The 23,368-nt window shown below is 69.9% G+C and carries 18 protein-coding genes and 3 pseudogenes; 8 read left to right on the forward strand and 13 right to left on the reverse strand.

The genetic code is table 11. The annotated features are described in order from the left end of the window. Position 1: 1 nt before the first annotated feature. The 3 genes from fdhF to ACZ39I_RS11485 are packed head-to-tail and all read right to left on the reverse strand — an operon-like array spanning position 2 to position 4,970. Complete coding sequence (gene fdhF / locus ACZ39I_RS11475; RefSeq protein WP_467244289.1) at positions 2 to 2,818, reverse strand: formate dehydrogenase subunit alpha; 2,817 nt, start codon at positions 2,816 to 2,818, stop codon at positions 2 to 4. Continuing rightward, complete coding sequence (locus ACZ39I_RS11480; RefSeq protein ID WP_467244290.1) at positions 2,815 to 4,428, reverse strand: formate dehydrogenase beta subunit; 1,614 nt, start codon at positions 4,426 to 4,428, stop codon at positions 2,815 to 2,817. The genes fdhF and ACZ39I_RS11480 overlap by 4 nt, the downstream gene beginning before the upstream one ends. Further along, on the reverse strand, positions 4,425 to 4,970 hold the full coding sequence (locus ACZ39I_RS11485) for an NAD(P)H-dependent oxidoreductase subunit E (protein WP_467244291.1): 546 nt from the start codon (positions 4,968 to 4,970) through the stop codon (positions 4,425 to 4,427). Before ACZ39I_RS11485 ends, ACZ39I_RS11480 begins: the two co-directional genes overlap by 4 nt. A 164-nt stretch (positions 4,971 to 5,134) precedes the next feature. On the opposite strand from ACZ39I_RS11485, the gene ACZ39I_RS11490 reads away from it, so the two are divergent. Then, a complete protein-coding gene (locus ACZ39I_RS11490) occupies positions 5,135 to 5,824 on the forward strand; it encodes a GntR family transcriptional regulator (protein WP_451473094.1) in 690 nt (229 codons plus the stop codon). A gap of 36 nt (positions 5,825 to 5,860) precedes the next feature. Here the strand turns inward: ACZ39I_RS11490 and ACZ39I_RS11495 are convergent, their stop codons facing one another. Further along, positions 5,861 to 6,697, reverse strand: coding sequence for an acyl-CoA dehydrogenase family protein (locus ACZ39I_RS11495; RefSeq protein ID WP_467244292.1), 837 nt, complete (start codon positions 6,695 to 6,697; stop codon positions 5,861 to 5,863). Between the two features lie 65 nt (positions 6,698 to 6,762). Here ACZ39I_RS11495 and ACZ39I_RS11500 point away from each other — a divergent pair, with 65 nt between their 5' ends. Then, a complete protein-coding gene (locus tag ACZ39I_RS11500) occupies positions 6,763 to 7,335 on the forward strand; it encodes a GntR family transcriptional regulator (RefSeq protein WP_467244293.1) in 573 nt (190 codons plus the stop codon). A gap of 49 nt (positions 7,336 to 7,384) precedes the next feature. On the opposite strand, the gene ACZ39I_RS11505 is transcribed toward ACZ39I_RS11500, so the two are convergent. From ACZ39I_RS11505 to sucC, 5 genes are all read right to left on the reverse strand, one after another. Beyond that, the gene (locus ACZ39I_RS11505) at positions 7,385 to 7,906 is read right to left on the reverse strand and encodes a beta-class carbonic anhydrase (RefSeq protein WP_467244294.1); all 522 of its coding nucleotides are present in this window, start codon (positions 7,904 to 7,906) and stop codon (positions 7,385 to 7,387) included. Positions 7,907 to 7,936: 30 nt separating this feature from the next. Further along, positions 7,937 to 9,166: a formyl-CoA transferase gene (frc, locus tag ACZ39I_RS11510; RefSeq protein WP_467244295.1), complete on the reverse strand. Its 1,230-nt coding sequence runs from the start codon at positions 9,164 to 9,166 to the stop codon at positions 7,937 to 7,939. A gap of 94 nt (positions 9,167 to 9,260) precedes the next feature. Then, on the reverse strand, positions 9,261 to 10,817 hold the full coding sequence (locus tag ACZ39I_RS11515; protein ID WP_467244296.1) for an aldehyde dehydrogenase family protein: 1,557 nt from the start codon (positions 10,815 to 10,817) through the stop codon (positions 9,261 to 9,263). A gap of 93 nt (positions 10,818 to 10,910) precedes the next feature. Further along, positions 10,911 to 11,825: a succinate--CoA ligase subunit alpha gene (gene sucD, locus ACZ39I_RS11520; protein WP_467244297.1), complete on the reverse strand. Its 915-nt coding sequence runs from the start codon at positions 11,823 to 11,825 to the stop codon at positions 10,911 to 10,913. 11 nt (positions 11,826 to 11,836) lie between these two features. Continuing rightward, positions 11,837 to 12,967 (reverse strand): ADP-forming succinate--CoA ligase subunit beta, encoded by a 1,131-nt coding sequence (sucC, locus tag ACZ39I_RS11525; protein WP_467244298.1) that lies wholly within the window; start codon positions 12,965 to 12,967, stop codon positions 11,837 to 11,839. Positions 12,968 to 13,162: 195 nt separating this feature from the next. Between sucC and ACZ39I_RS11530 the strand changes: the two are divergent. The 3 genes and pseudogenes from ACZ39I_RS11530 to ACZ39I_RS11540 all read left to right on the forward strand — a co-directional run. Further along, positions 13,163 to 13,348, forward strand: a pseudogene (locus ACZ39I_RS11530) (CoA transferase); the annotation flags it as partial. A gap of 246 nt (positions 13,349 to 13,594) precedes the next feature. After that, on the forward strand, positions 13,595 to 14,986 hold the full coding sequence (locus ACZ39I_RS11535; RefSeq protein ID WP_467244299.1) for an OFA family MFS transporter: 1,392 nt from the start codon (positions 13,595 to 13,597) through the stop codon (positions 14,984 to 14,986). Position 14,987: 1 nt separating this feature from the next. Then, a complete protein-coding gene (locus ACZ39I_RS11540) occupies positions 14,988 to 16,403 on the forward strand; it encodes an OFA family MFS transporter (RefSeq protein WP_467244300.1) in 1,416 nt (471 codons plus the stop codon). A gap of 155 nt (positions 16,404 to 16,558) precedes the next feature. On the opposite strand, the gene ACZ39I_RS11545 is transcribed toward ACZ39I_RS11540, so the two are convergent. Beyond that, positions 16,559 to 17,233, reverse strand: a complete 675-nt coding sequence (locus ACZ39I_RS11545) for a GntR family transcriptional regulator (RefSeq protein ID WP_467244380.1) — start codon at positions 17,231 to 17,233, stop codon at positions 16,559 to 16,561. A 240-nt stretch (positions 17,234 to 17,473) separates the two neighbouring features. Here ACZ39I_RS11545 and ACZ39I_RS11550 point away from each other — a divergent pair, with 240 nt between their 5' ends. The 3 genes and pseudogenes from ACZ39I_RS11550 to ACZ39I_RS11560 form a co-directional block, all read left to right on the forward strand. Beyond that, complete coding sequence (locus ACZ39I_RS11550) at positions 17,474 to 18,445, forward strand: 2-dehydropantoate 2-reductase (RefSeq protein ID WP_467244301.1); 972 nt, start codon at positions 17,474 to 17,476, stop codon at positions 18,443 to 18,445. A 347-nt stretch (positions 18,446 to 18,792) separates the two neighbouring features. Next, positions 18,793 to 19,224 (forward strand): annotated as a pseudogene (locus ACZ39I_RS11555) (molybdopterin dinucleotide binding domain-containing protein); the annotation flags it as partial. A 110-nt stretch (positions 19,225 to 19,334) separates the two neighbouring features. Continuing rightward, positions 19,335 to 19,745: pseudogene (locus tag ACZ39I_RS11560) on the forward strand (hypothetical protein); the annotation flags it as partial. Here ACZ39I_RS11560 and ACZ39I_RS11565 read toward each other — a convergent pair. Genes ACZ39I_RS11565 through eboE form a run of 3 tightly spaced genes read right to left on the reverse strand, consistent with a single transcriptional unit; the run spans position 19,690 to position 23,366 of the window. Next, positions 19,690 to 20,742, reverse strand: coding sequence for a sugar phosphate isomerase/epimerase family protein (locus tag ACZ39I_RS11565; RefSeq protein ID WP_467244302.1), 1,053 nt, complete (start codon positions 20,740 to 20,742; stop codon positions 19,690 to 19,692). The pseudogene ACZ39I_RS11560 and the gene ACZ39I_RS11565 overlap by 56 nt on opposite strands. Before the next feature lie 18 nt (positions 20,743 to 20,760). Continuing rightward, positions 20,761 to 22,200: a nucleotide pyrophosphatase/phosphodiesterase family protein gene (locus ACZ39I_RS11570; RefSeq protein WP_467244303.1), complete on the reverse strand. Its 1,440-nt coding sequence runs from the start codon at positions 22,198 to 22,200 to the stop codon at positions 20,761 to 20,763. After that, on the reverse strand, positions 22,197 to 23,366 hold the full coding sequence (eboE, locus tag ACZ39I_RS11575) for a metabolite traffic protein EboE (protein WP_467244304.1): 1,170 nt from the start codon (positions 23,364 to 23,366) through the stop codon (positions 22,197 to 22,199). The genes ACZ39I_RS11570 and eboE overlap by 4 nt, the downstream gene beginning before the upstream one ends. Positions 23,367 to 23,368: the final 2 nt, after the last annotated feature.

Genomic DNA, 23,368 nt, shown 5'->3' on the forward strand with positions numbered 1-23,368 from the left:
CTCAGTCCACCACCGTCACGAGGTCGTTCCCGGCGACCTCGGTGTCACTCGACCGCTCCGGGCGGGCGAGCGCCACCTGTACGGCGGTCACCTTGTACTCCGGGCAGTTGGTCGCCCAGTCGGAGTTCTCGGTGGTGACCACGTTGGCGCCGGTGACGGGGTGGTGGAACGTGGTGTACACGACCCCGGTCGGCATGCGGTCGGAGAGCTCCGCGCGCAGAGTCGTCTGCCCGACGCGGCTGGCCAGGGTGACCATGTCGCCGTTGTTGATGCCGCGGACCTCGGCGTCGTGCGGATGCAGCTCCAGTACGTCCTCGGGGTGCCAGGCGACATTGCCGGTACGGCGGGTCTGGGCGCCGACGTTGTACTGGCTGAGGATGCGGCCCGTGGTGAGGACCAGTGGGTAGCGCCGGGTGCTGCGTTCGGTGGTCGGCACGTAGGAGGTGACCACGAACTTGCCCTTGCCGCGCACGAATTCGTCCACGTGCATGATCGGCGTGCCCTCGGGTGCCGCCTCGTTGCACGGCCACTGGACGCTGCCGAGCTTGTCGAGGAGGTCGAAGGAGACTCCGGTGAACGTCGGGGTGACCGACGCGATCTCGTCCATGATCTGGCCGGGATGGTCGTAGGACATCTCGTAGCCCATGGCGGTGGCGATCTCGGTGACGATCTGCCACTCGTGTTTGCCCGTCTTGGGCTTCATCACCGCGCGCACCCGGTTGATACGGCGTTCGGCGTTGGTGAAGGTGCCGTCCTTCTCCAGGAAGGACGCCCCGGGCAGGAAGACGTGGGCGAACTTGGCCGTCTCGTTGAGGAACAGGTCCTGGACGACGACGAGTTCCATCGCTTCGAGGGCCGCGGTGACGTGCTTGAGGTTGGGGTCGGACTGGGCGATGTCCTCGCCGTGCACGAACAGGCCGCGGAAGGTGCCGTCGATGGCCGCGTCGAACATGTTGGGGATGCGAAGTCCCGGCTCGGCGAGGAGGGTTCCGCCCCAGAGGTTCTCGAAGACGGTCCGGACCGCGTCGTCGGAGACGTGCCGGTAGCCGGGGAGTTCGTGCGGGAAGGAGCCCATGTCGCAGGAGCCCTGGACGTTGTTCTGGCCGCGCAGCGGGTTCACGCCGACGCCGTCGCGGCCGATGTTCCCGCACGCCATCGCGAGGTTGGCCATTCCCATGACCATGGTCGAGCCCTGGCTGTGCTCGGTGACGCCGAGGCCGTAGTAGATGGCCCCGTTGGGCGCCTCGGCGTACAGCCTTGCCGCGGAACGGAGTTCGGCGGCCGGTACGCCGGTGATCTCTTCGACGGCTTCCGGGCTGTGCTCCGGGCGGGCGATGAACTCGGCCCACTCGTCGAAGCCTTCGCAGCGGGCATCCACGAAGGACCGGTCGACCAGGCCCTCGGTGACGACGACATGGGCCATCGCGTTCACCACGGCCACGTTGGTGCTGGGCCGGAGCTGGAGGTGGTGCTCGGCCTCGATGTGCGGGGAGCGTACGAGGTCGATGCGGCGCGGGTCCACGACGATCAACTTGGCGCCCTCGCGCAGCCGGCGCTTCATCCGGGAGGCGAACACCGGGTGGCCGTCGGTGGGGTTGGCGCCGATCACCATGATGACGTCGGCCTCGGCGACCGAGCGGAAGTCCTGGGTGCCGGCCGACTCGCCGAAGGTCTGCTTGAGGCCGTAGCCCGTCGGGGAGTGGCAGACGCGGGCGCAGGTGTCGACGTTGTTGTTGCCGAAGGCCGCGCGGACCATCTTCTGTACGACGTAGACCTCTTCGTTGGTGCACCGTGAGGAGGTGATCCCGCCGATGGCGCTCGATCCGTGCCGGTCCTGGATCTCGCGCATCCGCCGGGCGACCGTGCCGATCGCCTCGTCCCACTCGACCTCGCGCCAGGGGTCGGTGATCCGGTCGCGGACCATGGGCTTGAGTTGACGGTCCGGGTGGGTGGCGTAGCCGAAGGCGAAACGGCCCTTCACGCAGGAGTGGCCCTCGTTGGCGCCGCCGTCCTTGTACGGCACCATGCGCACGAGCTCGTCGCCGCGCAGCTCGGCCTTGAAGGAGCAGCCGACCCCGCAGTACGCGCAGGTGGTCACCACCGACCTGGTGGGCATGCCCAGTTCGACGACCGAGCGTTCCTGGAGCGTGGACGTCGGGCAGGCCTGGACGCAGGCCCCGCAGGAGACGCACTCGGAGTCCATGAAGGTCTCGCCGGCGCCCGGCGAGACCTTGGAGTCGAAGCCGCGGCCCTCGATGGTGAGGGCGAAGGTGCCCTGGACCTCGCCGCAGGCGCGGACGCAGCGGGAGCAGGCGATGCACTTGGCGGGGTCGAAGTCGAAGTACGGGTTGGACGTGTCCTTCTCGGCGTCGAGGTGGTTCTCGCCCTCGTAGCCGTAGCGGACCTGCCTGAGGCCCACCACCCCTGCCATGTCCTGGAGTTCGCAGTCCCCGTTGGCCGGGCAGGTCAGGCAGTCCAAGGGGTGGTCGGAGATGTAGAGCTCCATGACGCCCTGGCGGAGCTTCTCCACCTTCGGTGTCTGGGTGCTCACCCTCATGCCGTCCGCGCACGGGGTGGTGCAGGACGCCGGGGTGCCGCGCCGGCCGTCGATCTCCACGACGCACAGCCGGCAGGAGCCGAACGCCTCCAGGCTGTCGGTGGCGCACAGTTTGGGTATCTCGACGCCGGCCTGCGCTGCCGCGCGCATCACCGACGTGCCCTCGGGGACGGTCACCGCCAGGCCGTCCACCTCGACGGACACCGTCGCCGGGCCGGGCCTCTCGGGGGTTCCGAAGTCGGGTTCCTTGAGGAGTGTCATGCCGTGCCCTCCGTCCTCGGGCCCGTCGCCTGTACGGGCTGGATGTCCAGGAGTCGACGGCCGCCGAGGAAGTCGTCGGGGAAGTGGGTGAGGGCGCTGCGCACGGGAAGCGGGGTGAGCCCGCCCATCGCGCACAGCGAGCCCTCGGTCATCAGGTCGCAGAGGTCTTCGAGCAGGGCGAGGTTCTCGTCCCGGTGGGTGCCAGCGACGATCTTGTCGATCACCTCGACGCCGCGCACCGCGCCGACCCGGCACGGTGTGCACTTGCCGCAGGACTCCTCGGCGCAGAACTCCATCGCGAAGCGGGCCTGCGCGGCCATGTCGACGCTGTCGTCGAAGACGACCACGCCACCGTGGCCGACCATTGCTCCGGCGGCCGCGAACGCCTCGTAGTCCATGGGCAGATCGAACATTTCCGTCGGCAGGTAGGCGCCGAGGGGACCGCCGACCTGCGCGGTGCGCACGGGGCGTCCGGAGAGGGTGCCGCCGCCGTACTCCTCGATGAGTTCGCGCAGGGTGATACCGAAGGCGGTCTCCACGATGCCGCCGTGGGCGATGTTGCCGCCGAGTTGGAAGACCTGCGTGCCGCGGGAGCGTTCGACGCCGAGTTCCTGGTACGCCTGAGCGCCCTCGGCCATGACCACGGGCACGGTGGCGAGGGTGAGGACGTTGTTCACCACGGTCGGTTTGCCGAACAGGCCCTCGATCGCGGGGATCGGCGGTTTCGCGCGGACCATGCCGCGCTTGCCCTCCAGGCTCTCCAGCATGGAGGTCTCCTCGCCGCAGATGTACGCACCGGCGCCGACGCGTACGTGCAGGTCGAAGTCGAGGGCGGAGCCGAGGATGTTCCTGCCGAGCCAGCCGTGCTCGCGGGCGATGCCGATCGCCCGGCGCATCGTGGCCACCGCGTCCGGGTACTCCGAGCGGATGTAGAGGTAGCCCTCGCTCGCCCCGACCGCGTGTGCGGCGATGGTCATGCCCTCGATGAGCATGAACGGGTCGCCCTCCATGACCATCCGGTCGGCGAAGGTCCCGCTGTCGCCCTCGTCGGCGTTGCAGCACACGAACTTCAGCTCGTCGGAGCAGTCCAGCACGGTCTTCCACTTGATGCCGGCCGGGAATCCGGCGCCGCCGCGGCCGCGCAGTCCGGACGCGGTGACCTCGGCGACCACGTCCGCGGGGGCGAGGTCCAGGGCGGCGCGCAGGCCCGTGAGGCCGCCGTGCGCCTCGTAGTCCTCGGCGGACAGGGGGTCGGTCACGCCGACCCGGGCGAAGGTGACGCGGTTCTGGCGTGCGAGCCAGGGCAGTTCGTCGACGACGCCGAGCCGGAGGGGATGGTCCGCGCCGTCGAGCATGCCGGCGGCGAGCAGTCCGTCGATGTCCCCCGGAGCGACCGGGCCGTAGCCGACGCGTCCTTGCGGGGTCACCACCTCGACCAGGGGCTCCAGCCACAACATGCCGCGCGATCCATTGCGTACGACGTCCAGGACGAAGTCCCCGCGGGACGCTGCGTGTTGGAGGGCCGCTGCGACCTCGTCCGCGCCGACGGACCTGGCCGCGGAGTCGCGGGGGACGTAGACGGTGGCCGTGGCGTGCGAGGGGTTGTTCATGAGGAGACCGTCCCGTTGAGGATCGAGCCCAGTTGGGCGGGGCCGACTCGTCCGTACAGCCGTCCGTTCGCCTCGACGGAGGGCCCGAGCGCGCAGTTGCCGAGACAGAAGACCTGTTCGACGGTGACCGAACCGTCCGCCGTCGTCTCCCCCAGGGTCAGTCCGGACTTGCGCGCGTAGCCGACCAGTTGGTCGGCGCCCAGGGCCTGGCAGGCCTCGGCGCGGCAGATGCGCACGGTGGTGCGGCCCGCAGGTTCGCGACGGAAGTCGTGGTAGAAGGTCACCACTCCGTGGACGTCCGCCCGGGAGAGGTTGAGCTCCTCCGCGAGCACCGGCACGGCTTCCTGCGACACATGCCCCAACTCGGCCTGGACGGCGTGCAGTACCGGCAGCAGCGCACCGCGCTCGCCCCGGTGCCGGGCCACCACCCTCCTGACCACACTCTCGACCGTCACGTCACTCCCGCTGGTCGTCATGATCGCTTCGCCTTCCGTCATGCGGGTCCCCGGCGAGAGGTGCAGGAGACCCTGAACATACTCCATACAGACTTCTGTATACACAACCCTGCCGCAGACGGAGGCGCTCACCGGCCCGCCAAGTTGCATACCAAAACCTGTATGCTGACGCGGCCTTCGGCGACCTTCCGAACGGCCCCTATTCGGACAAAGCCGCCGCCCGGCGACACCGGCGGCAGAACGGGACAACCATGCGCGAGGCACTCACGGCCGCAGCGTCCCGGCGCGTCACCCGCCCGGCACCGCTGCGCCAGGCCGTGTACGACGCCCTGACCGAGCTCATCATCAACGGCTCCCTCAAGCCCGGCCAGCACCTGGTCGAGGCCGAGCTCGCAGAACACCTCGGCGTCAGCCGCCAGCCGGTGCGTGAGGCCCTCCAGCGGCTGCAGACCGCCGGCTGGGTGGATCTGCGGCCCGCCCAGGGAGCCTTCGTCCACTCCCCCACGGAGGAGGAGGCCGCCCAACTCCTCGGCGTGCGGGCGGTCCTGGAGACCTACTCGGCCCAGCTCGCCGCCAAGAACGCGAAGCGCGAGGACATCACTCGTCTTGACGAACTTCAGTTGGACGGCATCGCCGCTCTCGCCGACGGTGACGTCGAGCGGCTGGTCTCCGCCAACACCGCGCTGCACGACTTCATCACCGCTGTCGCCGACAACGCCGTGCTGGCCGAGCTGATCGCCCAGGTGGGCCAGAAGGTCCGCTGGTACTACACGCCCATCGCCAAGCCCCGCGGCAAGGAGGCCTGGAACGAGCACACCCAGCTCATCAGGGCCATCGCCAAGGGCGACGCGGACCAGGCGGGCGAGATCATGCGCAAGCACACCGAGCGTACGGCCGACTTCTACCGCAGGCAGATCGCGGCCAGGGCGAACCAGGACTGACGTCTTCGCGGGCACGATCGTCCTCCCGGGCACGGTTCAGGAGGCGGCGAGAGAGTCGGCGGGAGGGCGGGCGCTCCCGAGGTGGACGACCGGGTCGAGGGCCGGTGGACTGCGGGCCTCGGCGGCGGCCCGCAGTTCGAGCAGCCACGGCAGGACCGTGCGCAGCACTATGTCGAGTCCGCCGCCGTCGGCGCCGAGCATTGCCTCCGCGGGCACCAGTACCGGGTCGGCGAACACGGTGGACGTCGCGCTGCCGCGGGGCCCGGCGGCACCGGCCCGCGCGGGGACGAACAGGTCCGGGGCGTGCGCCGGCACCACCCAGAGCGTCAGCCCTTCGGGGGTGGCGAGGGGCCGGGAGGACCAGACGTAGAGGTCGGCCTCCCCCGCCGCGACCACCCGCTGCTTGCGGGCCCTCAGGGCCACCACCTCACCGGAACGGGTGGCCGCGGAGCGCGGCACGAGGAGCTGGGTCTCCGCCGCCGACCCGTCATCCTCGGCCTCCGACGCCAATGCCGGCTCGGACTCCGACTCCGACTCGGCGAGCGCAAGGCTGGCGAGGTGGCGTCCGGCGGCGATCTCGGCGCGCAGCCAGGGGCCGCCGTACGCCTCGATGACGGCGGTGGCGGTGTAGTGCGATTGGAGCACGGCAGCCGTAGCCGGGCAGACACGCGCGGTCCGCGCGACCACGTCGACGGCTGCCGGCAACCCCTGTCCCCCGCCGCCGAGTTCGGTGGAGACGGTGAGTCCCAGGAGGCCCGCGCGGCCGAGGGCCGTCACGGCGGCGCGGGGGAACCGGCCCCGCAGGGCCGTCGCTTCGGCGGCGGGTCCGACGACATCGGTCAGGACTTCAGAGAGAGCGGTGTGGTACGACACGGGGCGACCCCCTTGGGCGTGGCTGCTTGTCCACTGTCGAACGATGATTGCATACAGTATTCTGCATGGGAAGGTCGCCACCAGGGGTCCAGCCATGCAATCTCCGCAAGATCCGGGACCCACCAGTCGAAGACCGGCTCCAGACCGCCGGCTGGGTGGACCTGCGCCCCTCCCAGGGTGCCTTCGTGCACTCCCCCACCACCGAGGAGTGCGCCCAACTCCTCAGCGTGCGGGCCCACTTGGAGTCCCATTCCGCGCGGGGCGCCGCCCGGTACGCCACCGTCCGCGACGTCACCCGCCTGTGGGAGCTTCAGCAGGCCGGTCTGACCGCCCTCGCGGCCGGGGACGCCCGGGCCATCGTGGAGGCGAACGCCGCCCTGCACGGCCACATCACCCTGCTGTCCCGCAACCAGGTCCTCTCCGAACTCATCCCCCAGGTCGACCTCCGGGTGCGCTGGTACTACATGCCCATCGCCAAGCCCCGCGGCAAGGACGCCTGGAACGAGCACGCGAGGATCATCGAGGCGATCGGCGAGGGCGCCCCCGACCGTGCCGAGGAGCTCATGCGCCGCCACACCCGGAACACCACCGACTTCTACTGCGAGCAGATCGCCGCGGTGGCCGACCGGGACGACTGACCCCGGCCGGCCACCACCGCAGCCGGCCGAGCGGCCGGGCAAGGGTGGCTCAGGAGTTCGGGTCGATCTCCCGCAGCAGCCCCGTCCTGACGTCGAAGACGAAGCCGCGCACGTCGTCGGTGTGCGGCAGGAACGGCGAGGTGCGCACCCGCTGCATGGACTGCCGTACGTCCTGGTCGGCGTCGCGGAAGGCCTCCACCGCCCAGGCGGGGCGCTGGCCGACCTCCAGCTCCAGTTCGTGCCGGAAGTCCTCGGTCAGGGTCTGCAGACCGCAGCCGGTGTGGTGGATGAGCGCCACGCTGCGGGTGCCCAGGGCACGCTGACTGATCGTCAGGGAGCGGATCGTGTCGTCGGTGACGACTCCCCCGGCGTTGCGGATGGTGTGGCAGTCGCCGAGTGCCAGGCCGAGCGCGGCGTGCAGGTCGAGGCGGGCGTCCATGCGCGCCACGACGGCGACGCGCAGGACGGGTCGGGCGCCCATGCCGGGGTCGGTGAACCCGGCGGCGTAGGCGCGGTTGGCTTCCACGAGCCGGCCGGTGACCGTCGCGGTCGGGGGAACTGAAGTCGACATGTTGGGGCTACCTCGCTCCGGTCGAGTCGGTCAGATGACGCCCTGCTCCTTGAGCTGCGGCAACTCGGCCGGCGACAGCCCGAGTTCGTGGACGTAGATGTCTTCGTTGTGTTGGCCGAGGAGGGGTGGGGTGGTGATGGTGGTGGGGGAGTCGGAGAGTTTGAGGGGGTTGCCGACCGTGGTGAAGGTGCCGCGCACGGGATGCTCGACCTCGACGATCATGTCGTTCGCCGCGAGTGAGCGGTCTTCGATGATTTCTTTGGGGGACAGGATCGGCCCGCACGGAATGTTGTGCGCGTTCAGCTGTTGAAGGACCTGCCATTTGGGCAGGGTCGCGGTCCATTCCTCGATCAGCTGGAACATCTTCGCCAGCCTGGGCAGCCGGGCTTCGGGTGTGGACCACTCCGGGTCCTGGGCGAGTTCGGGTCGGCCGATCAGTTCGGCCAGCGGCGGCCAGCCCACTGGCTGGACGATGACGTACACGTAGTCGTTGGGGCCGCCGGGCGCGCACCTGACCGCCCAGCCGGGCTGCCCGCCGCCCGAGGCGTTGCCCGAGCGCGGCACCTCCTGGCCGAAGTCGTCGTTGGGGTACTCGGCGAGCGGGCCGCGGGCCAGGCGCTGCTGGTCACGGAGCTTGACCCGGCACAGGTTGAGGACCGCGTGCTGCATCGCCACGTCCACCCGCTGCCCCCGCCCGGTCCGGGTACGTTGCAGCAGCGCGGCCAGAATTCCGGCCACCGCATGGATCCCGGTACCCGAGTCCCCGATCTGCGCCCCGGTCGCCAGCGGCGGCCCGTCCTGGAACCCGGTCGTGGCCATCGACCCGCCCATCGCCTGCGCCACCACCTCATACGCCTTGAAATTCATGTACGGGCCGTCCCCGAACCCTTTGATCGACGCGTACACGATCCGCGGGTTGATCTCCCGGACCCGCTCCCACGAAAGCCCCATCCGCTCCACCGCACCCGGCGCGAAGTTCTCCACCAGCACATCCGCACCCCGGATCAACGCGGCCAGCAGCTGCCCGCCCCGCTCCGTCTTGGTGTTCAGCGTGATACTGCGCTTGTTGCAGTTGAGCATCGTGAAATACAGCGAGTCCGCCTCCGCCACATCCCGCAACTGCCCGCGCGTGATGTCCCCACCCGGCGCCTCCACCTTCACCACATCCGCCCCCAGCCACGCCAGCAACTGCGTCGCCGACGGACCCGACTGCACATGCGTCATATCCAGCACCCGCACACCCTCAAGAGCCAACGTCATGCTCGCCACCCCATCTCTGCGTCATCTCTGCGTCGTCGTGTGTTCGCCGGTGGCCGGGCGGCCGCCCCTTCACGGAGTGCCGCCCGGGCTCGCCTCACGGCATCAGCTGGTACTCGGGGAAGTTCCCGGGCAGCCGTTCGCCGGCCGGGCCCTGAGTGACCGCGCGTACCAGCAGTTCGCCGCCGACGAAGGCGCCGCGCCAGGAGGCGCCGAAGCCGCCGAACAGCTCGTCGCGGTCGCCGCGGGAACGCGGCTTGCCGTGACCGACCTTGAACGCGCGGATCTGCGGGGCGAGCCGGTCGAAGGTGGCCGAGTCGTCGGTGGACAGGGTGGCCACCAGGGCGCCGTTCGAGGCGTTCATCGCGGCGAGCAGTTCCGCCTCGGTGTCGACCAGGACGATGGTGTCGACCGGGCCGAAGGGTTCCGCGTGGTGCAGAGGCGAGGACGGGGGCGGGTTGAGGAGGGTGACCGGCTGGACGTACGCCGAGGTGTCCTGGCCGGGCAGGAAGCGGGCGTCGGCCTCGCTGCCGCGGTGCACGGGGACGGCTCCGCGGTTGATGGCCTCGGCGACCTGGTCGCGGAGTTCCTTCGCCTTGGCCGCGTTGATCACCGGCCCGAAGTCGAGTGCCGGGTACGGGTCGTCGGCGTGTTCGACGGCGAGCGGGTGGCCGAGGCGCAGGGTGCGCACCGCGGGGAGGTAGGCCGTCAGGAACTCGTCGAACAGCTCGCGCTGGACGACGAACCGCGGGTAGGCGGTGCAGCGCTGCTTGCCGTAGTCGAAGAGCTTGGGGATGACCGCGGTGAGTGCGTCCCAGTCGGAGTAGTTCCACAGGCCCCAGGTGTTGAGTCCCTCCTGTTCGAGTACGTGGCGCTTGCCGAGGTCGGTGACGGCCGTGGCGACGGCGGCGCCGGTGTCCCGGCCGCCGACGAAGGAGACGCAGCCGATCTCGGGGGCCCGCACCAGCGCCTCGGACAGCTCTCCCCCGCTGCCGCTGACGAGGGTGACGGGGATTCCCTCGCGGGCGGCGAGTGCGCAGGCCAGGGTCAGACAAGCGACGCCGCCGTCGGTCGGGGTCTTGGCGATGACCGCGTTGCCCGCCAGTGCCTGCACCAGCATGGCGTGAACGAGCACGCTCATCGGGTAGTTCCAGCTGGCGATGTTGGACACCGGGCCGTCCAGCGGGGCGCGGCCCTCGACCATGGGTTCGATGCCGTCGACGTACCAGCGCACGCCGTCGATGGCCCGGTCGACGTCGGCCTGCGCGAGCCGCCAGGGCTTGCCGATCTCCCAGACCAGCAGGAGCGCGAGGAGTTCGCGGTGCTGGGTGAGGGCGTCGAGGGTGGCCGCGACGCGGGCCCGGCGCTCTTCGAGCCGGATGTGCCGCCAGGCGCGGTGCTGGTCGAGGGAGGCGCGGACGGCCTGGTGGGCGGCTTCCCGGTCCAGGCGCGGCGGGCCTGCGATGCGGGTGCCGTCGACGGGGCTGGTGGCGGGCAGGGCCCGGCCGTCGGCCTGCCAGGCGGAGGCCCAGAGGTTGAGGACGCGGTCGTCCCGGAAGGCCTCGGGGGCGACGGCGAGGCAGCGTTGCCAGGCGTCGTTCCAGGAGGTACCGGACTTCACCACGAGGTGGGTGGAGTTGAGGGTGGTTGTCATGCGATGTCTCCGCTCTCGGTGCACAGTCGGGGGCGGGGTGCAGGGGGCGCGGCGGGGCCGGAAAGGGCTTGGTCCGCCGCTGTGTGGTTCCGGTCAGGCCTGAGGGGCCTCGCGGACCATGTCCTCGCGAACCGTGTCCAGCAGGGCGAGCACGAGGCGGGCCGTCTCGGTGGGGGTGTTCCCGACCTTGACGCCGACCGCCTCCAGCGCCGTCTTCTTCGCCTGCGCGGTGCCCGCCGAACCGGACACGATGGCGCCGGCGTGGCCCATGGTCCGGCCCTCTGGCGCGGTGAATCCGGCGATGTAGCCGACGACGGGTTTGGTGACGTGCTCGTGGATGTACGCGGCGGCCCGTTCCTCGGCGTCGCCGCCGATCTCCCCGATGAGGACGACGAGTTCGGTGTCCGGGTCGTCCTGGAAGGCCGCGAGGCAGTCGATGTGGGTGGTGCCGACGACGGGGTCCCCGCCGATGCCGACACAGGTGGAGAAGCCGATGTCGCGCAGCTCGTACATGAGTTGGTCGGTGAGGGTGCCCGACTTGGACACCAGACCCACCCGCCCGGGCCGGGTGATGTCGGCGGGGATGATGCCCGCGTTGGACTGACCGGGGGTGATCAGGCCGGGGCTGTTGGGTCCGACGATCCGTGACCCCTTCTTCTTCGCGTACGAGGTGAAGGCGACGGAGTCGTGGACGGGGATGCCTTCGGTGATGACGACGACCAGTCCGATCCCGGCGTCGACGGCCTCGACAACTGCCGGTCCGGCGAAGGCGGGTGGCACGAAGACGACGGTGACGTCCGCTCCGGTCGCCCGTATCCCGTCGGCGACCGAGCCGAAGACGGGGACGGTGCGGTCGTCGAGGTCGACCGTCTGCCCGGCCTTGCGGGGATTGACGCCGCCGACCACGTGGGTGCCGGCGGCGAGCATGCGCCGGGTGTGTTTCCTGCCCTCGCCGCCGGTCATGCCCTGGACGAGGACCCTGGACTCCTTGGTCAGGAAGATGGCCATGTCCCGCTCCTTCAACTGGTGTTGGCGAGTTCGGCGGCACGGCGGGCGGCACCGTCCATGGTGGTGGCCTGCTGGACCAGGGGGTGGGCGCGCTCGTCGAGAACGGCCCTCCCCCGGGCGGCGTTGTTGCCGTCCAGGCGCACGACCAGCGGCTTGGTGAGCCGGACCTCGTCGAGGGCCCGGACGATGCCGTCGGCGACCGCGTCGCAGGCGGTGATGCCGCCGAAGACGTTGACGAACACGGACTTCACAGCCGGGTCCGACAGGATGACCGTCAGTCCGTCGGCCATGACCTGGGCCGAGGCACCGCCGCCGATGTCGAGGAAGTTGGCGGGCCGGACCCCGCAGCCGGCGACCACGTCTAGGGTCGACATGACCAGGCCGGCGCCGTTGCCGATAACGCCGACCTCGCCGTCGAGCTTGACGTAGTTGAGGCCCTTCGCTGCGGCGGCCTCCTCCAGCGGATCGCCGTACGCGATGCTCTCGGTACTCCAACGGGACTGCCGGAAGCGGGCGTTGTCGTCGAGGGTGACCTTGCCGTCGAGGGCGAGGAGGTGCCCCTGCCGGGTGCGCACGAGCGGGTTCACCTCGACGAGGACGGCGTCCTGGCGGACCAGCACCTCCCACAGGCGTACGAGAACGTCGACGGTCTGCGGTGACAGGCCTGCCGCGTCGGCGATCTCGCCCGCCTTCGCCGAGGTGACGCCCTCGGCGGGGTCGATGTGTATACGGGCGACCGCCTCCGGGCGGGCCGCGGCGACCTCCTCTATGTCCATGCCGCCCTCCGCCGAGGCGATGGCCAGGAAGCGGCCGGCGGCCCGGTCGAGGACGTAGGCGACGTAGAACTCGGTCTCGATGTCGGCGGGCTGGGCCAGCATGACCCTGCCGACCCTGTGTCCCTTGATGTCCATGCCGAGGATCCGGCGTGCCGTCCTCTCGGCCTCGGCCGGGTCGGCGGCGAGCCGCACCCCGCCCGCCTTGCCCCGGCCACCGGTCTTGACCTGCGCCTTGACGACGACGCTGCCGCCGAGCCTGCGGGCGATCGCACGGGCCTCCTGGGGCGAGTCGGTGACCTCCGCCCTCGGCACCGGGATTCCGTGTTCCTCGAAGAGGGCCCGCGCCTGATGCTCGTACAGGTCCATGATGAGGCTCCTGTCTGACAGTGATGCACGACTGAAAAGCAGCTGAAAAGTGCTGCACGCCCCCTGGACATCACCCACGGGATGCGGGATAACAATCTTCATACAGTATTCGTCGACTGTATGCAATGTGCCGAACAGGGGTCAGGACCAGCGCACCATCAGAACGCTCAAGGCAACGGACAAGTGAGGTGGCTTGTGTCGAGGACGGCTCTTGAGGGTGTGCGGGTGCTGGATATGACGCATGTGCAGTCGGGTCCGTCGGCGACGCAGTTGCCGGCGTGGCTGGGGGCGGATGTGGTGAAGGTGGAGGCGCCGGGCGGGGACATCACGCGCGGGCAGTTGCGGGATGTGGCGGAGGCGGACTCGCGGTATTTCAGGATGCCGCACCTTTGCATCGGCGAACTCGGCCTCGGTGACGAGGAGTTGCGGCTTCTCAGGGCGGGCGGGGTGATCTGACGTGGTGAACCGGAGCCACGTTCCCGGGCCCTTGGGCGGTGGTCCATGACGTGAACGAGCACGGGGTCCGGCGGTGCGCGCCGCTGGACCCCGGGGATCCGTGCGCGCACGAAAGGAATTTGGACAGGGGGCGCTGGCCAGATCTTTCGACGCAAGGAGTGCTTGAAAACTATGACAACCGTCGATTACTCGTCGTCCGCCACCTTCAGGGAGGTGACGGACCGCAACGGCCGCGTGTACCGGATCGGCGAGACCGACCGGCACATCATGGGACGACCACGATGGACGATGGTGCTCTTCCCGTGGATGGGCATGCTGGGCATCAGTTCCTCGGAGTACGCGTTCACGTCGGCCGAGGACACCCTGCACGAGGCGCATCTGTGGAGCAGTGGGCACATCTTCTGGCTGATGGGCGTCTGGGTGTTCTTCCAAGCGGCCGTGGCCTTCCCGGCCGGGCAGCTCAGGGAGAGCGGAAGGCTTCCGGCCCGCTACGCGATGATGCTCGGCGCGCTGGGGACCGTCCTCGGCTACCTGTCGCTCGCGTTCGCGCCGAACGTGATCGTGGCCTATCTGGGCTTCGGTGTGTGCAGCGGTATCGGTGCCGGTCTTGTCTACGCGACCTGCGTGAACATGGTCGGCAAGTGGTTCCCGGAGCGCAAGGGCGGCAAGACCGGCATGGTCAACGGCGGTTTCGCCTACGGCTCGGTGCCCTTCGTGTTCCTGTTCACCTCGTACATGGACCTGAGCAACTACCGGGGCGTCCTGGTGACGGTGGGCCTCGTGTGCTGCTCGGTGGTGGCGTTCGCGGGCTGGTTCTTCAAGGACCCGCCGAAGAACTGGTGGCCGCCGCACGTCGATCCGCTGAGGATGACCGACGACCCGAAGATCCGGCGGGCGCTGGAGAAGAACCCGCCGGCCGTCAAGCAGTACACACCGAAGGAGGCGGCACGGACGCCCGTCCTGTGGATGATGTGGTTCTGCCTGCTGTGCACGGCCGGGATCAACATCTTCGGCATCGCCTTCCAGGTGCCGTTCGGCAAGGACATGGGGTTCGCGGGCGGGATCGTGGCCACGGCGATGTCACTGAAGGCGATCGTCAACGGCACCGGGCGCGGGGTCATCGGCTGGATCTCCGACAAGTGCGGCCGCCGCCACACGCTGATCATCGTGTGTCTGGTGCTGGGCACCGCGCAGTTCGGGGTGCTGATCTCCGGCCAGATGGGCAGCATGCCGTTCTTCCTCTTCTGCTCCATGGTCTCCGGCTTCGGCGGCGGCGCGATCTTCCCGCTGTTCGCCGCGATGACCGCGGACTACTTCGGGGAGAACAACAACGCCTCCAACTACGGCATGGTCTACAGCTCGAAGCTCATCTCGGGGCTCGTCGGCTCCGGTGTCGGCTCGATCGTGGTCGGCGTGTGGGACTACCAGGGCGCGTTCGTCCTGGCCGGCTCCATCGGCCTGGCGTCCGCGGTCCTCGCGCTGTTCCTGAAGGCGCCCGGCAGGCCCCGGACCAGCCGTCGGACCGTCCCCAACCCGCAACCGCTCGGCGAGGAAATGGCCTGACATGACGGCAGATCCGTACGCAGCACGCAGCGACACCGACAAGACCGCACACTCCACCGCCGCACCACGTCCCTACCGGGAAGTGACCGACGCCAACGGCCGTGTCTACCGCATCGGCGAGACCGACCGGGACATCCTCGGCCACTCCCGCACACTCATGGTGTATCTGCCCTGGCTCACCATGATGGCCATCAGCGTCTTCGAGTACGCGTACGGCTCGGCCGAGGACACCCTGTCCCACGCCCACGGCTGGACGCAGAGCAACACCTTCTGGATCCTCAGTGTCTGGGTCTTCTTCCAGGCCGGCATCGCCTTCCCGGCGGGCTGGCTGCGGGAGAAGGGCATCCTGACCGCCCGCAAGGCCATGTACACCGGCTCGGGCATGTGTCTGGTCGGATTCCTCGCCCTGTCGCACCTGGACGAGGTCCTGCTGGCGATACTCGGATTCGGCGTGATCGGGGGGATCGGCGCCGGACTGGTCTACGCGACCTGCATCAACATGGTCGGCAAATGGTTCCCCGAACGCCGGGGAGCGAAGACCGGGTTCGTCAACGGCGGCTTCGCGTACGGGTCACTGCCCTTCATCTTCATCTTCAACTACGGCTTCGACACCGCGAACTACCACCGTGTGCTGGACCTCATCGGCTGCTACATCCTGATCGTGGTCGTCGGGTGCGCGTTCTTCTTCAAGGACCCGCCGAAGAACTGGTGGCCCGCGGACATCGACCCGCTCACCCACGGCGGCGGCGGGAAGGGAACCGGTGCTCTCGCCAAGAACCCTCCTGCGGTACGGCAGTTCACACCGAAGGAGGCCGTCAGGACCGGCATGCTTCCCCTCATGTGGGTCGCCCTCGTGATGACCGCGGGAGTGTCGATCTTCGGGATCTCCTTCCAGGTCGACTACGCGAAGGAGGTGGGCTTCGGTCCGCTGGTGGCGGCCTCCTCGATGGGCGTCATGGCGGTCATCAACGGCATCGGGCGCGGGGTGGTGGGCTGGCTGTCCGACAAGTGGGGCCGCAAGTCCACCCTGGTGTTCGTGATCGTCGTCCTGGGGCTCGCGCAGTTCGGAGTGATCTGGGCGGGTGACATCAAGAGCGAGTCGCTGTTCCTGGTCTTCGCGTTCCTGTCCGGGTTCGGCGGCGGCGCGTTCTACCCGCTGTTCGCGGCACTCACCCCGGACTACTTCGGGGAGAACTACAACGCCTCCAACTACGGGCTGGTGTACAGCGGCAAGCTGATCAGCGGCCTGTTCGGCGGCGGCCTGGGCTCGATGGTCGTCGCGGCCTGGGGCTACGACGGGGCATACGCCCTGGCCGGCGTCACCTCCATGCTCGCGGCGGCGCTCGCCCTGCTGCTACGACAGCCGGGACGACCGCGGAGCGGAGCCGCGGCACGGCAGCAACAGGCCGCGACCTGAGCACAGCGGCTCGGACATCAGGCGGCCCTTCCCCGCGGCGTTCGGCCGTCGGGAAGGGCCGCCTGATCCGATGGTTGCCTGATCCGACGGCCGGGTGGCCCGTTGGCGGTGCGGCACTGTGGGCTGCTCGTCCATGAACCGACCCACGCCCTCCGCTACTTCTCGCGGTCGTGGTACATCTTCCGCGTGTGCTCGGTGTGTTCCCGCATCAGCTCGGTGGCACGCCGCTCGTCGCGGTCGGCAATCGCGGCGATCAGTTCACGGTGCTCGATCCAGGACTGACGGCCGCGTCTGCGGGCGATCGGCGTGTAGTACCAGCGCACCCGGCGGTCCACCTGCCCCGCCAGCTCCGCGAGGACCGCGTTGCCCGCCAACTCCATGACCTTCGCGTGGAGTCGGGCGTTCAGAGCGACCGCCGCGTCCACGTCGTCGTTGTCGACGGCCTTCTCACCCTCCGTGCACAGCGCTTCCAGGGCGGCAATACCGGCGCTGCCCGCGTTCGCCGCCGCCAGCCGAGCCGCCTCGGCCTCCAGCAGGGTACGCACGGTGAGGAGTTGATCCGCCTCCTCATCCGTCGGCTCATGCACGAACGCCCCCTGAGCCGGCCGCAGATCCACCCACCCCTCGCTGTTCAACCGCTGCAACGCCTCCCGCACCGGCTGCCGCGACACCCCCAGATGACCCGCCAACTCACTCTCCACCAGATGCTGACCCGGCTGCAGAGCACGCGTCGTGATCAACTCCAACAACGCCTCGTACACGCGGTCACGCAGCGGACCGGGTCGCTCGAGCCGGGGCACCGTCCCGTACGGCAGTCCTGTGGTCGGCAACATCGCGGTCCCTCCTGTGCAGCGTCGTCGCTGCAGCTGAGAGCCAAGTATGAATTGGTTTTCGCCTACAGTCTACGGCCCACAACCGCTAAGGGCATGGCCCATACCAGGGCGTAACAGCAGCTCACGACCTTAGTGACGTCACGACTCTTGCTGAGCACTCGCACCATCCTGTAGACAATATCCAGTCGACAAAGTCGGCAGTTCCTCGGTCACCCTCACCGAACGGAGCTTCCACCCATGAAAGTCGCAGTCCTCGGCGCCGGAGCCATCGGCGCCTACGTCGGCGCGGCACTCCACCGCGCCGGCGCCGACGTCCATCTCATCGCCCGCGGTCCGCATCTGGCGGCCCTGCGGGAGCACGGTGTCCAAGTCCTCAGCCCACGCGGTGACTTCACCGCCCGCGCCCACGCCACCGACGACCCGGCCGAGATCGGCCCGGTCGACTACGTCTTCCTCGGTCTGAAGGCCAACTCGTACGCGGCGTGCGGGCCGCTCATCGAGCCCCTTCTCACCGACACCACCGCGGTGATCGCGGCCCAGAACGGCATCCCCTGGTGGTACTTCCACCGGCACGGCGGCCCGCACGACGGCCACCGTATCGACAGCGTGGACCCGGGCGGCGCGGTCAGTGCGGTGCTCGCTCCCTCCCGGGCCATCGGCTGTGTCGTCTACGCAGCGACCGAGCTCGAAGGGCCGGGTGTCGTACGGCACTTGGAGGGCACCCGGTTCTCCATCGGGGAGCCCGACCGCAGCCTCTCGCCCCGCTGTCAGGTCTTCAGTGAGGCCATGCAGGCCGGCGGGCTCAAGTGCCCGGTCGAACCGAACCTGCGGGACGACATCTGGCTCAAGCTGCTGGGCAACATCTCCTTCAACCCGATCAGCGCGCTGGCCCGTGCCACCATGCGCCAGATGTGCCTGCACGGCGGCACGCGCAAGGTCATCGAGACCATGATGGCCGAGACCCTCGCGGTCGCCGAGGCCCTCGGCTGCACCGTCGGCGTCTCCATCGAACGCCGTCTCGCCGGTGCCGAACGCGTCGGCGACCACCGCACCTCCACGCTCCAGGACCTGGAACGCGGCAAGCCCCTGGAACTCGACGTCCTGCTCACCGCCGTCATCGAGCTGGCGGAGATCACCGGTGTGGACGTGCCCACGCTCCGTACCGTCCACGCCCTCTCCGACCTGCTCGCGCTCCGGTCCGCCGCATGACGGAACCAGGCACCTACGCCATCGGGTCGGGTCCTCGGATCCGGCCGAACGCCGGCACCGAGGTCCCGATGGCCCATGCGATCGGCAGGCAGATCATCCGGGCTGGGCTGGCCGACCGGGACTTCATCGAGCGTTCGACTTCCGGCTTCGAGGAGTACAGGCAGCTCGTCGAGCCCTGGACGGTGTCGCTCACGGTGAAGGTGACGGGCGTACCGGCCGCCGCCCTGCGGGAGTTGGCGCACGTATACGCGTGCGGTGAGCCGTTGCGGGCGGGGGACGGCACCGAGGGCGAGGGGGACCGCGCGCTGGTCAACCTGTCGCTGCTCACCGGGCGCGGTCACGACGACCGGGAGCGGCGCATGCCCTTCCATCTCGTCCGGCATGCCCCTCCCGTCGATCTGACGGATGAGGCGTATCCGCTCCGCCTCACCAAGGGACACCGTCTGAACTCGTACAACGCCCGCCTGCAGAAAGGCGGTTCGGCGGCATCGTTGCGGCGGGCCGAGTGTGTCGAGCTGAGTCCGGAGGACGCCGAGCGCTACGGCGTGGTGGTCGGCGAAGAGGTGCGGGTCGCGACCAGGCTGGGCTCGATGGCGGCGCCGGTGTGGGTGGATCCGGCGCTGCGGCCCGGCCTGGCGTTCATGACCGGCGGTCCGCCGACCGGGACGGGCCCCAAGAAGGTGGCGGGAAAAGGCAGTTGCCCGGTCGCCGGGGCCGTGGAGTTCGAGGCCGCCGCGATCCGGATCGAGAAGCTGCCCGTCGTGGCGATGCGGAGGTGACACCGGACATGGGACGAGTCACGGAACGGCGCAAGGCCGTTCGCCTCCGCGCCGGGGCGGTCTCGTCCCGACCGGACATCCTGACTACCGAGGAACTGCTGGGGCTCCGCCTCGACGCGGTGCATACGACGACCCGCCGGCCGGTCCGCGACACTCCCCCGGTCCGTGTCGATCCCGGCCTGCCCGCGAGCCTCCCCGACCGGCTCCGTGCAGCTCAACGGGTCGTCGACCGGACCGGGGGCCTGACCGCCGCTGCCCTGTTCACTGAGGACGGCGAAGTCCTCGACCCACTGGTCGGCTTCCTGCGCGGCCACTCCATGAACGTGTACGCGGGCAAGGGCCGTGTCACCCTGGCGGCCGTCGCGGCCGCTCAGGGTGACGGACCTGCCCGCTGCACGACGGCGGGACCCCGACCGGCGGGGAGCGCCCCCTGCGCCCTCGGGGTCCCGCCTCAGTCGTGTGCCGTCAGCACTTCTCCCGCAGCGAGTGCAGGTAGGCGCTGGAACGGCGGGCGAACGTGAGGGATTCGGCGGGCTGGTCGTGCTCGGCCTGCCAGTGGTGGGCGAGGCGCTCGCCGCGCAGCCGGGTCACGGCGGAGATGAACTTCTGGTAGTCGATGTCTCCGTCGCCGACGTCGGTCATGCGGTAGCCGTAGGTGTTGGCCGGGTCGCTCACGCCGTCCTTGACGTGGAAGAGCGGGTAGCGGTGGGGCTGCCTGAGGACGTAGTTCAGGGGTTCGAAGGGGGCGGGCGTGCCGTCGGGCCGCTGGGAGAAGCGGAACTGGCCGGAGTAGGCCCAGAAGATGTCCATCTCCAGGAACACCAGGTCGGGGTCGGTCTCCTTGAGCAGGACGTCGTAGAGGCGGACCTTCGGGTTGTCGGTGGCGAAGGAGAACTCCTCGGAGTGGTTGTGCTGGTAGAACTTCATGCCGCGTGCCCTCGCCGCGGCTCCGTAGGTGTTGAACTCCTCGGCGGCGCGCTTCCACGCGTCGACGGTCGAGCCGTAGCGGAACGGTCCTGAGGCGGTGCCGATGTGCTTGAGGCCGAGGGCCTGGGCGTCGTCGAGGACCTTGGTGAGGTTCTGGGCGAAGGTGTAGGCGTTCGGGTCGTCGGAGTAGTAGCCGACGTGGCTGCCGATCGGGGTCAGGCCGTGGTCGCGGGCCAGGCGCTTGAGCTGGGCGAGGGTGATCGGTCCGGCCGAGCCCTGGGTGTAGCCGGCGAACTCGACCTCGTCGTAGCCGTACTTCTCCAGTTCGGCGAAGACGGGGGCGAAGCCGAGGGTGGAGACCTTGTCGCGGAGGCTGTAGAGCTGGATGCCGAGGCGGCCGGGGGGCAGCACGGGGCGGCCGCGGCCGTGGCCGTGCCCGGTGGGGCCGGTCGCGGCCGCGGTGGCGGCGGTCGCCGGGGTCGTCGCGGCGCCGAGCAGGGCGGCCGCGGTGGCGCCCGCCGCCACGCCGAGCATGCCTCGTCTGGTGAGACGGTGGGTGAGTTCGGGGTCGGGCTGCGACATGCGGCTCATGGCTGGGTTCTCCTCGGGTCAGAGGGCGTTGTCAGTGGTGGGTGCTTCACTGGTGAGCAGTCCGGAAAGACCGGCCAGTCGGAGCAGGAGTGACTTCACGTCGGTGGCCGCGATGCGGTCGCCGACGGCGCGGGGGGTGGAGCAGATGAGGAGCGGACCGTCGTCGTCGCTCTCGGGGAGGCGGCCGTGGCTGCCGCGAATAGGTGACGGGTCGAGGGGCACGACCGCCATGCGATAGCGCAGGCCGAGTTTCTTGCGGGCCAGCGCGGTGGCCGCCTTGACCTTGACGTAGGGGTCGAGCGGGTCCATGAAGAGTTCGACCGGGTCGTAGCCGGGTTTGCGGTGGATCTCGACCAGCTGCGCGAAGTCGGGCGCGCGGGCGTCGTCGAGCCAGTAGTAGTACGTGAACCAGGCGTCCGGCTCCGCCACGGCGACGAGTTCGCCGGAGCGCGGATGGTCGAGGTGGTGGGCCTTCTTGCCCTCGTCGTCGAGGAGCTGCTCGATGCCGGGCAGGCCGTCGAGGGCGGCCCGGGTGGCGTCCAGGTCCTCGGGCCGGCGCACATAGACGTGGGCGATCTGGTGGTCGGCGACCGCGAAGGCGCGGGAGGCCATCGGGTCGAGGTACTCCATGCCGTCCTGTGTGTGCACCTCCAGGAGTCCGGCGCGGCGCAGGGCGCGGTTGATGTCGACGGGCCGGTCCGCGCGCGTGATGCCGTACTCGGACAGCGCGACGACGGTACGGCCTTCCGCGCGGGCGTCGCCCAGGAGTGGGGCCAGTGCCCGGTCCAGGTCGGCTGCGGCTTTCAGGGAGCGTGGGTCGTCGGGGCCGAAGCGTTGCAGGTCGTAGTCGAGGTGAGGGAGGTAGCAGAGCGTCAGATCGGGGTGGCGGGTGTCCATGATGTGGCGGGTCGCGTCGATGATCCACTGGCTGGAGACCAGGTCCGCGCCAGGGCCCCAGAAGTGGAAGAGGGGGAAGGTGCCGAGTTTTTCGGTGAGTTCGTCGTGCAGGGCCGGGGGCCGGGTGTAGCAGTCGGGTTCCTTGCGGCCGTCGGCGTAGTAAACCGGGCGGGGGGTGACGGTGAAGTCGGTGTCTGCGCCCATGGCGTACCACCAGCAGATGTTGGCGACCGTGTAGCCGGGGTGGGCGCGGCGGGCGGCGTCCCAGAGCTTGTCGCCGGCGACCAGACCGTTGTGCTGTCGCCACAGGAGTACGTCGCCGAGCTCGCGGAAGTACCACCCGTTGCCGACGATGCCGTGCTGCGACGGGTGGGTGCCGGTGAGGAAGGTGGACTGGGCGGCGCAGGTGACGGCGGGGAGGACCGTCTCGAGCGGGGCGTGGGAGCCGGATCCGGCGAGGGACTTGAGGTGGGGCATGTGGTGGAGGAGCCGGGGGGTGAGGCCGACGACGTCGAGGACGAGGAGAGGGGTCGGTCCCGCCTGTGGGGGGTGGTGGTTCATGGCAGCTCCTTCAGGCCGAGGTCTGTCAGCAGGTCGCGCGCGAGGGTGAGTTCGGCGGCGATGCCGTCGGCGAGCTGGGGGCGGCCGCGGGGGCGTAGTTCGGGTGGGAGGGCCTGCCAGGTGTAGGTCTCGACCTCCAGATGGCGGGTGAGGGGGTGCGGGCCGCCGACGAGGCGGGTGAGGGCGGATGTGAGGACGGGGAGCGTGGAGGTGAGGGGTGTGGCGGGGGACGCGTGCAGGGGGACGTGGAAGTGGGCGCGCCAGGGTGCCCCGTCGGGCAGGGCGTCGCCGGCGAGGGCCTCGCCGAGGTCGTCGGTGCCGCGCAGGCCCGCGGCGGTGGAGGTGCGGGTCTGGTGCAGGAAGCGGGGTTCGTCGAAGGCGGCGAGTGCCTCGCGGACCTCGGGCAGGTGGGGGTGTTCGGCGTGCAGGGCAGCGGAGAGCTGGGACTTGACGACGGGGACACGGGCCGCGGTGAGCGCGTCGAGGGCGGTGTGCGGGTCTTCGAAGGAGGTGGCGAGGTGGCAGGTGTCGACGCAGATGCCGATGCGGTCGTGGGCGATCGCGGTCAGCGGTGCGATGGCGTCACCGGTGGTCTCGACGACGCAGCCGGGTTCGGGTTCGAGGCCGACGCGGATGGAGCGGCCGGTCAGGTCCTGGAGGGCGTCGAGGCGTTCGGCGAGGGTGAGCAGGGCGGTGCGGGCCTTGTCGGCGCTTCCGTCGTCGTAGCCGGTGCGCCAGGCGAGCGGCAGCGTGGAGATGCTGCCCTCGGTGACGTCGTCGGGAAGGAGTCCGGTCAGGACGCGGGCCAGGGCGGTGGTGTGGTCGAGGCGTTCGGGGTCGGTCCAGTCCGGCTTGTAGACGCGGTACTTGACCTCCTCGGCGCCGAAGCCCTCGTAGGGGAAGCCGTTGAGGGTGACGACTTCGAGGCCGCGGCGGTCGAGTTCGCAGCGCAGTTCGCGCAGTGCGGAGGGGTCGCTGACCAGGGCGTGGGCGGCGTCGCGGGCGAGCCACAGGCCGATGCCGAGGCGGTCGCGGCCGATGCGCCGGCGGACGGGTTCGCAGTGGTCGCGGAGCTGGGCGAGGACGCCGTCGAGGGTTTCGGCGGGGTGGACGTTGGTGCAGTAGGCGAGGTGGACGGTGGTTCCGTCGGGGTGGCGGAAGCGCATGG

This window comes from Streptomyces sp. NPDC024687 (assembly GCF_055559055.1).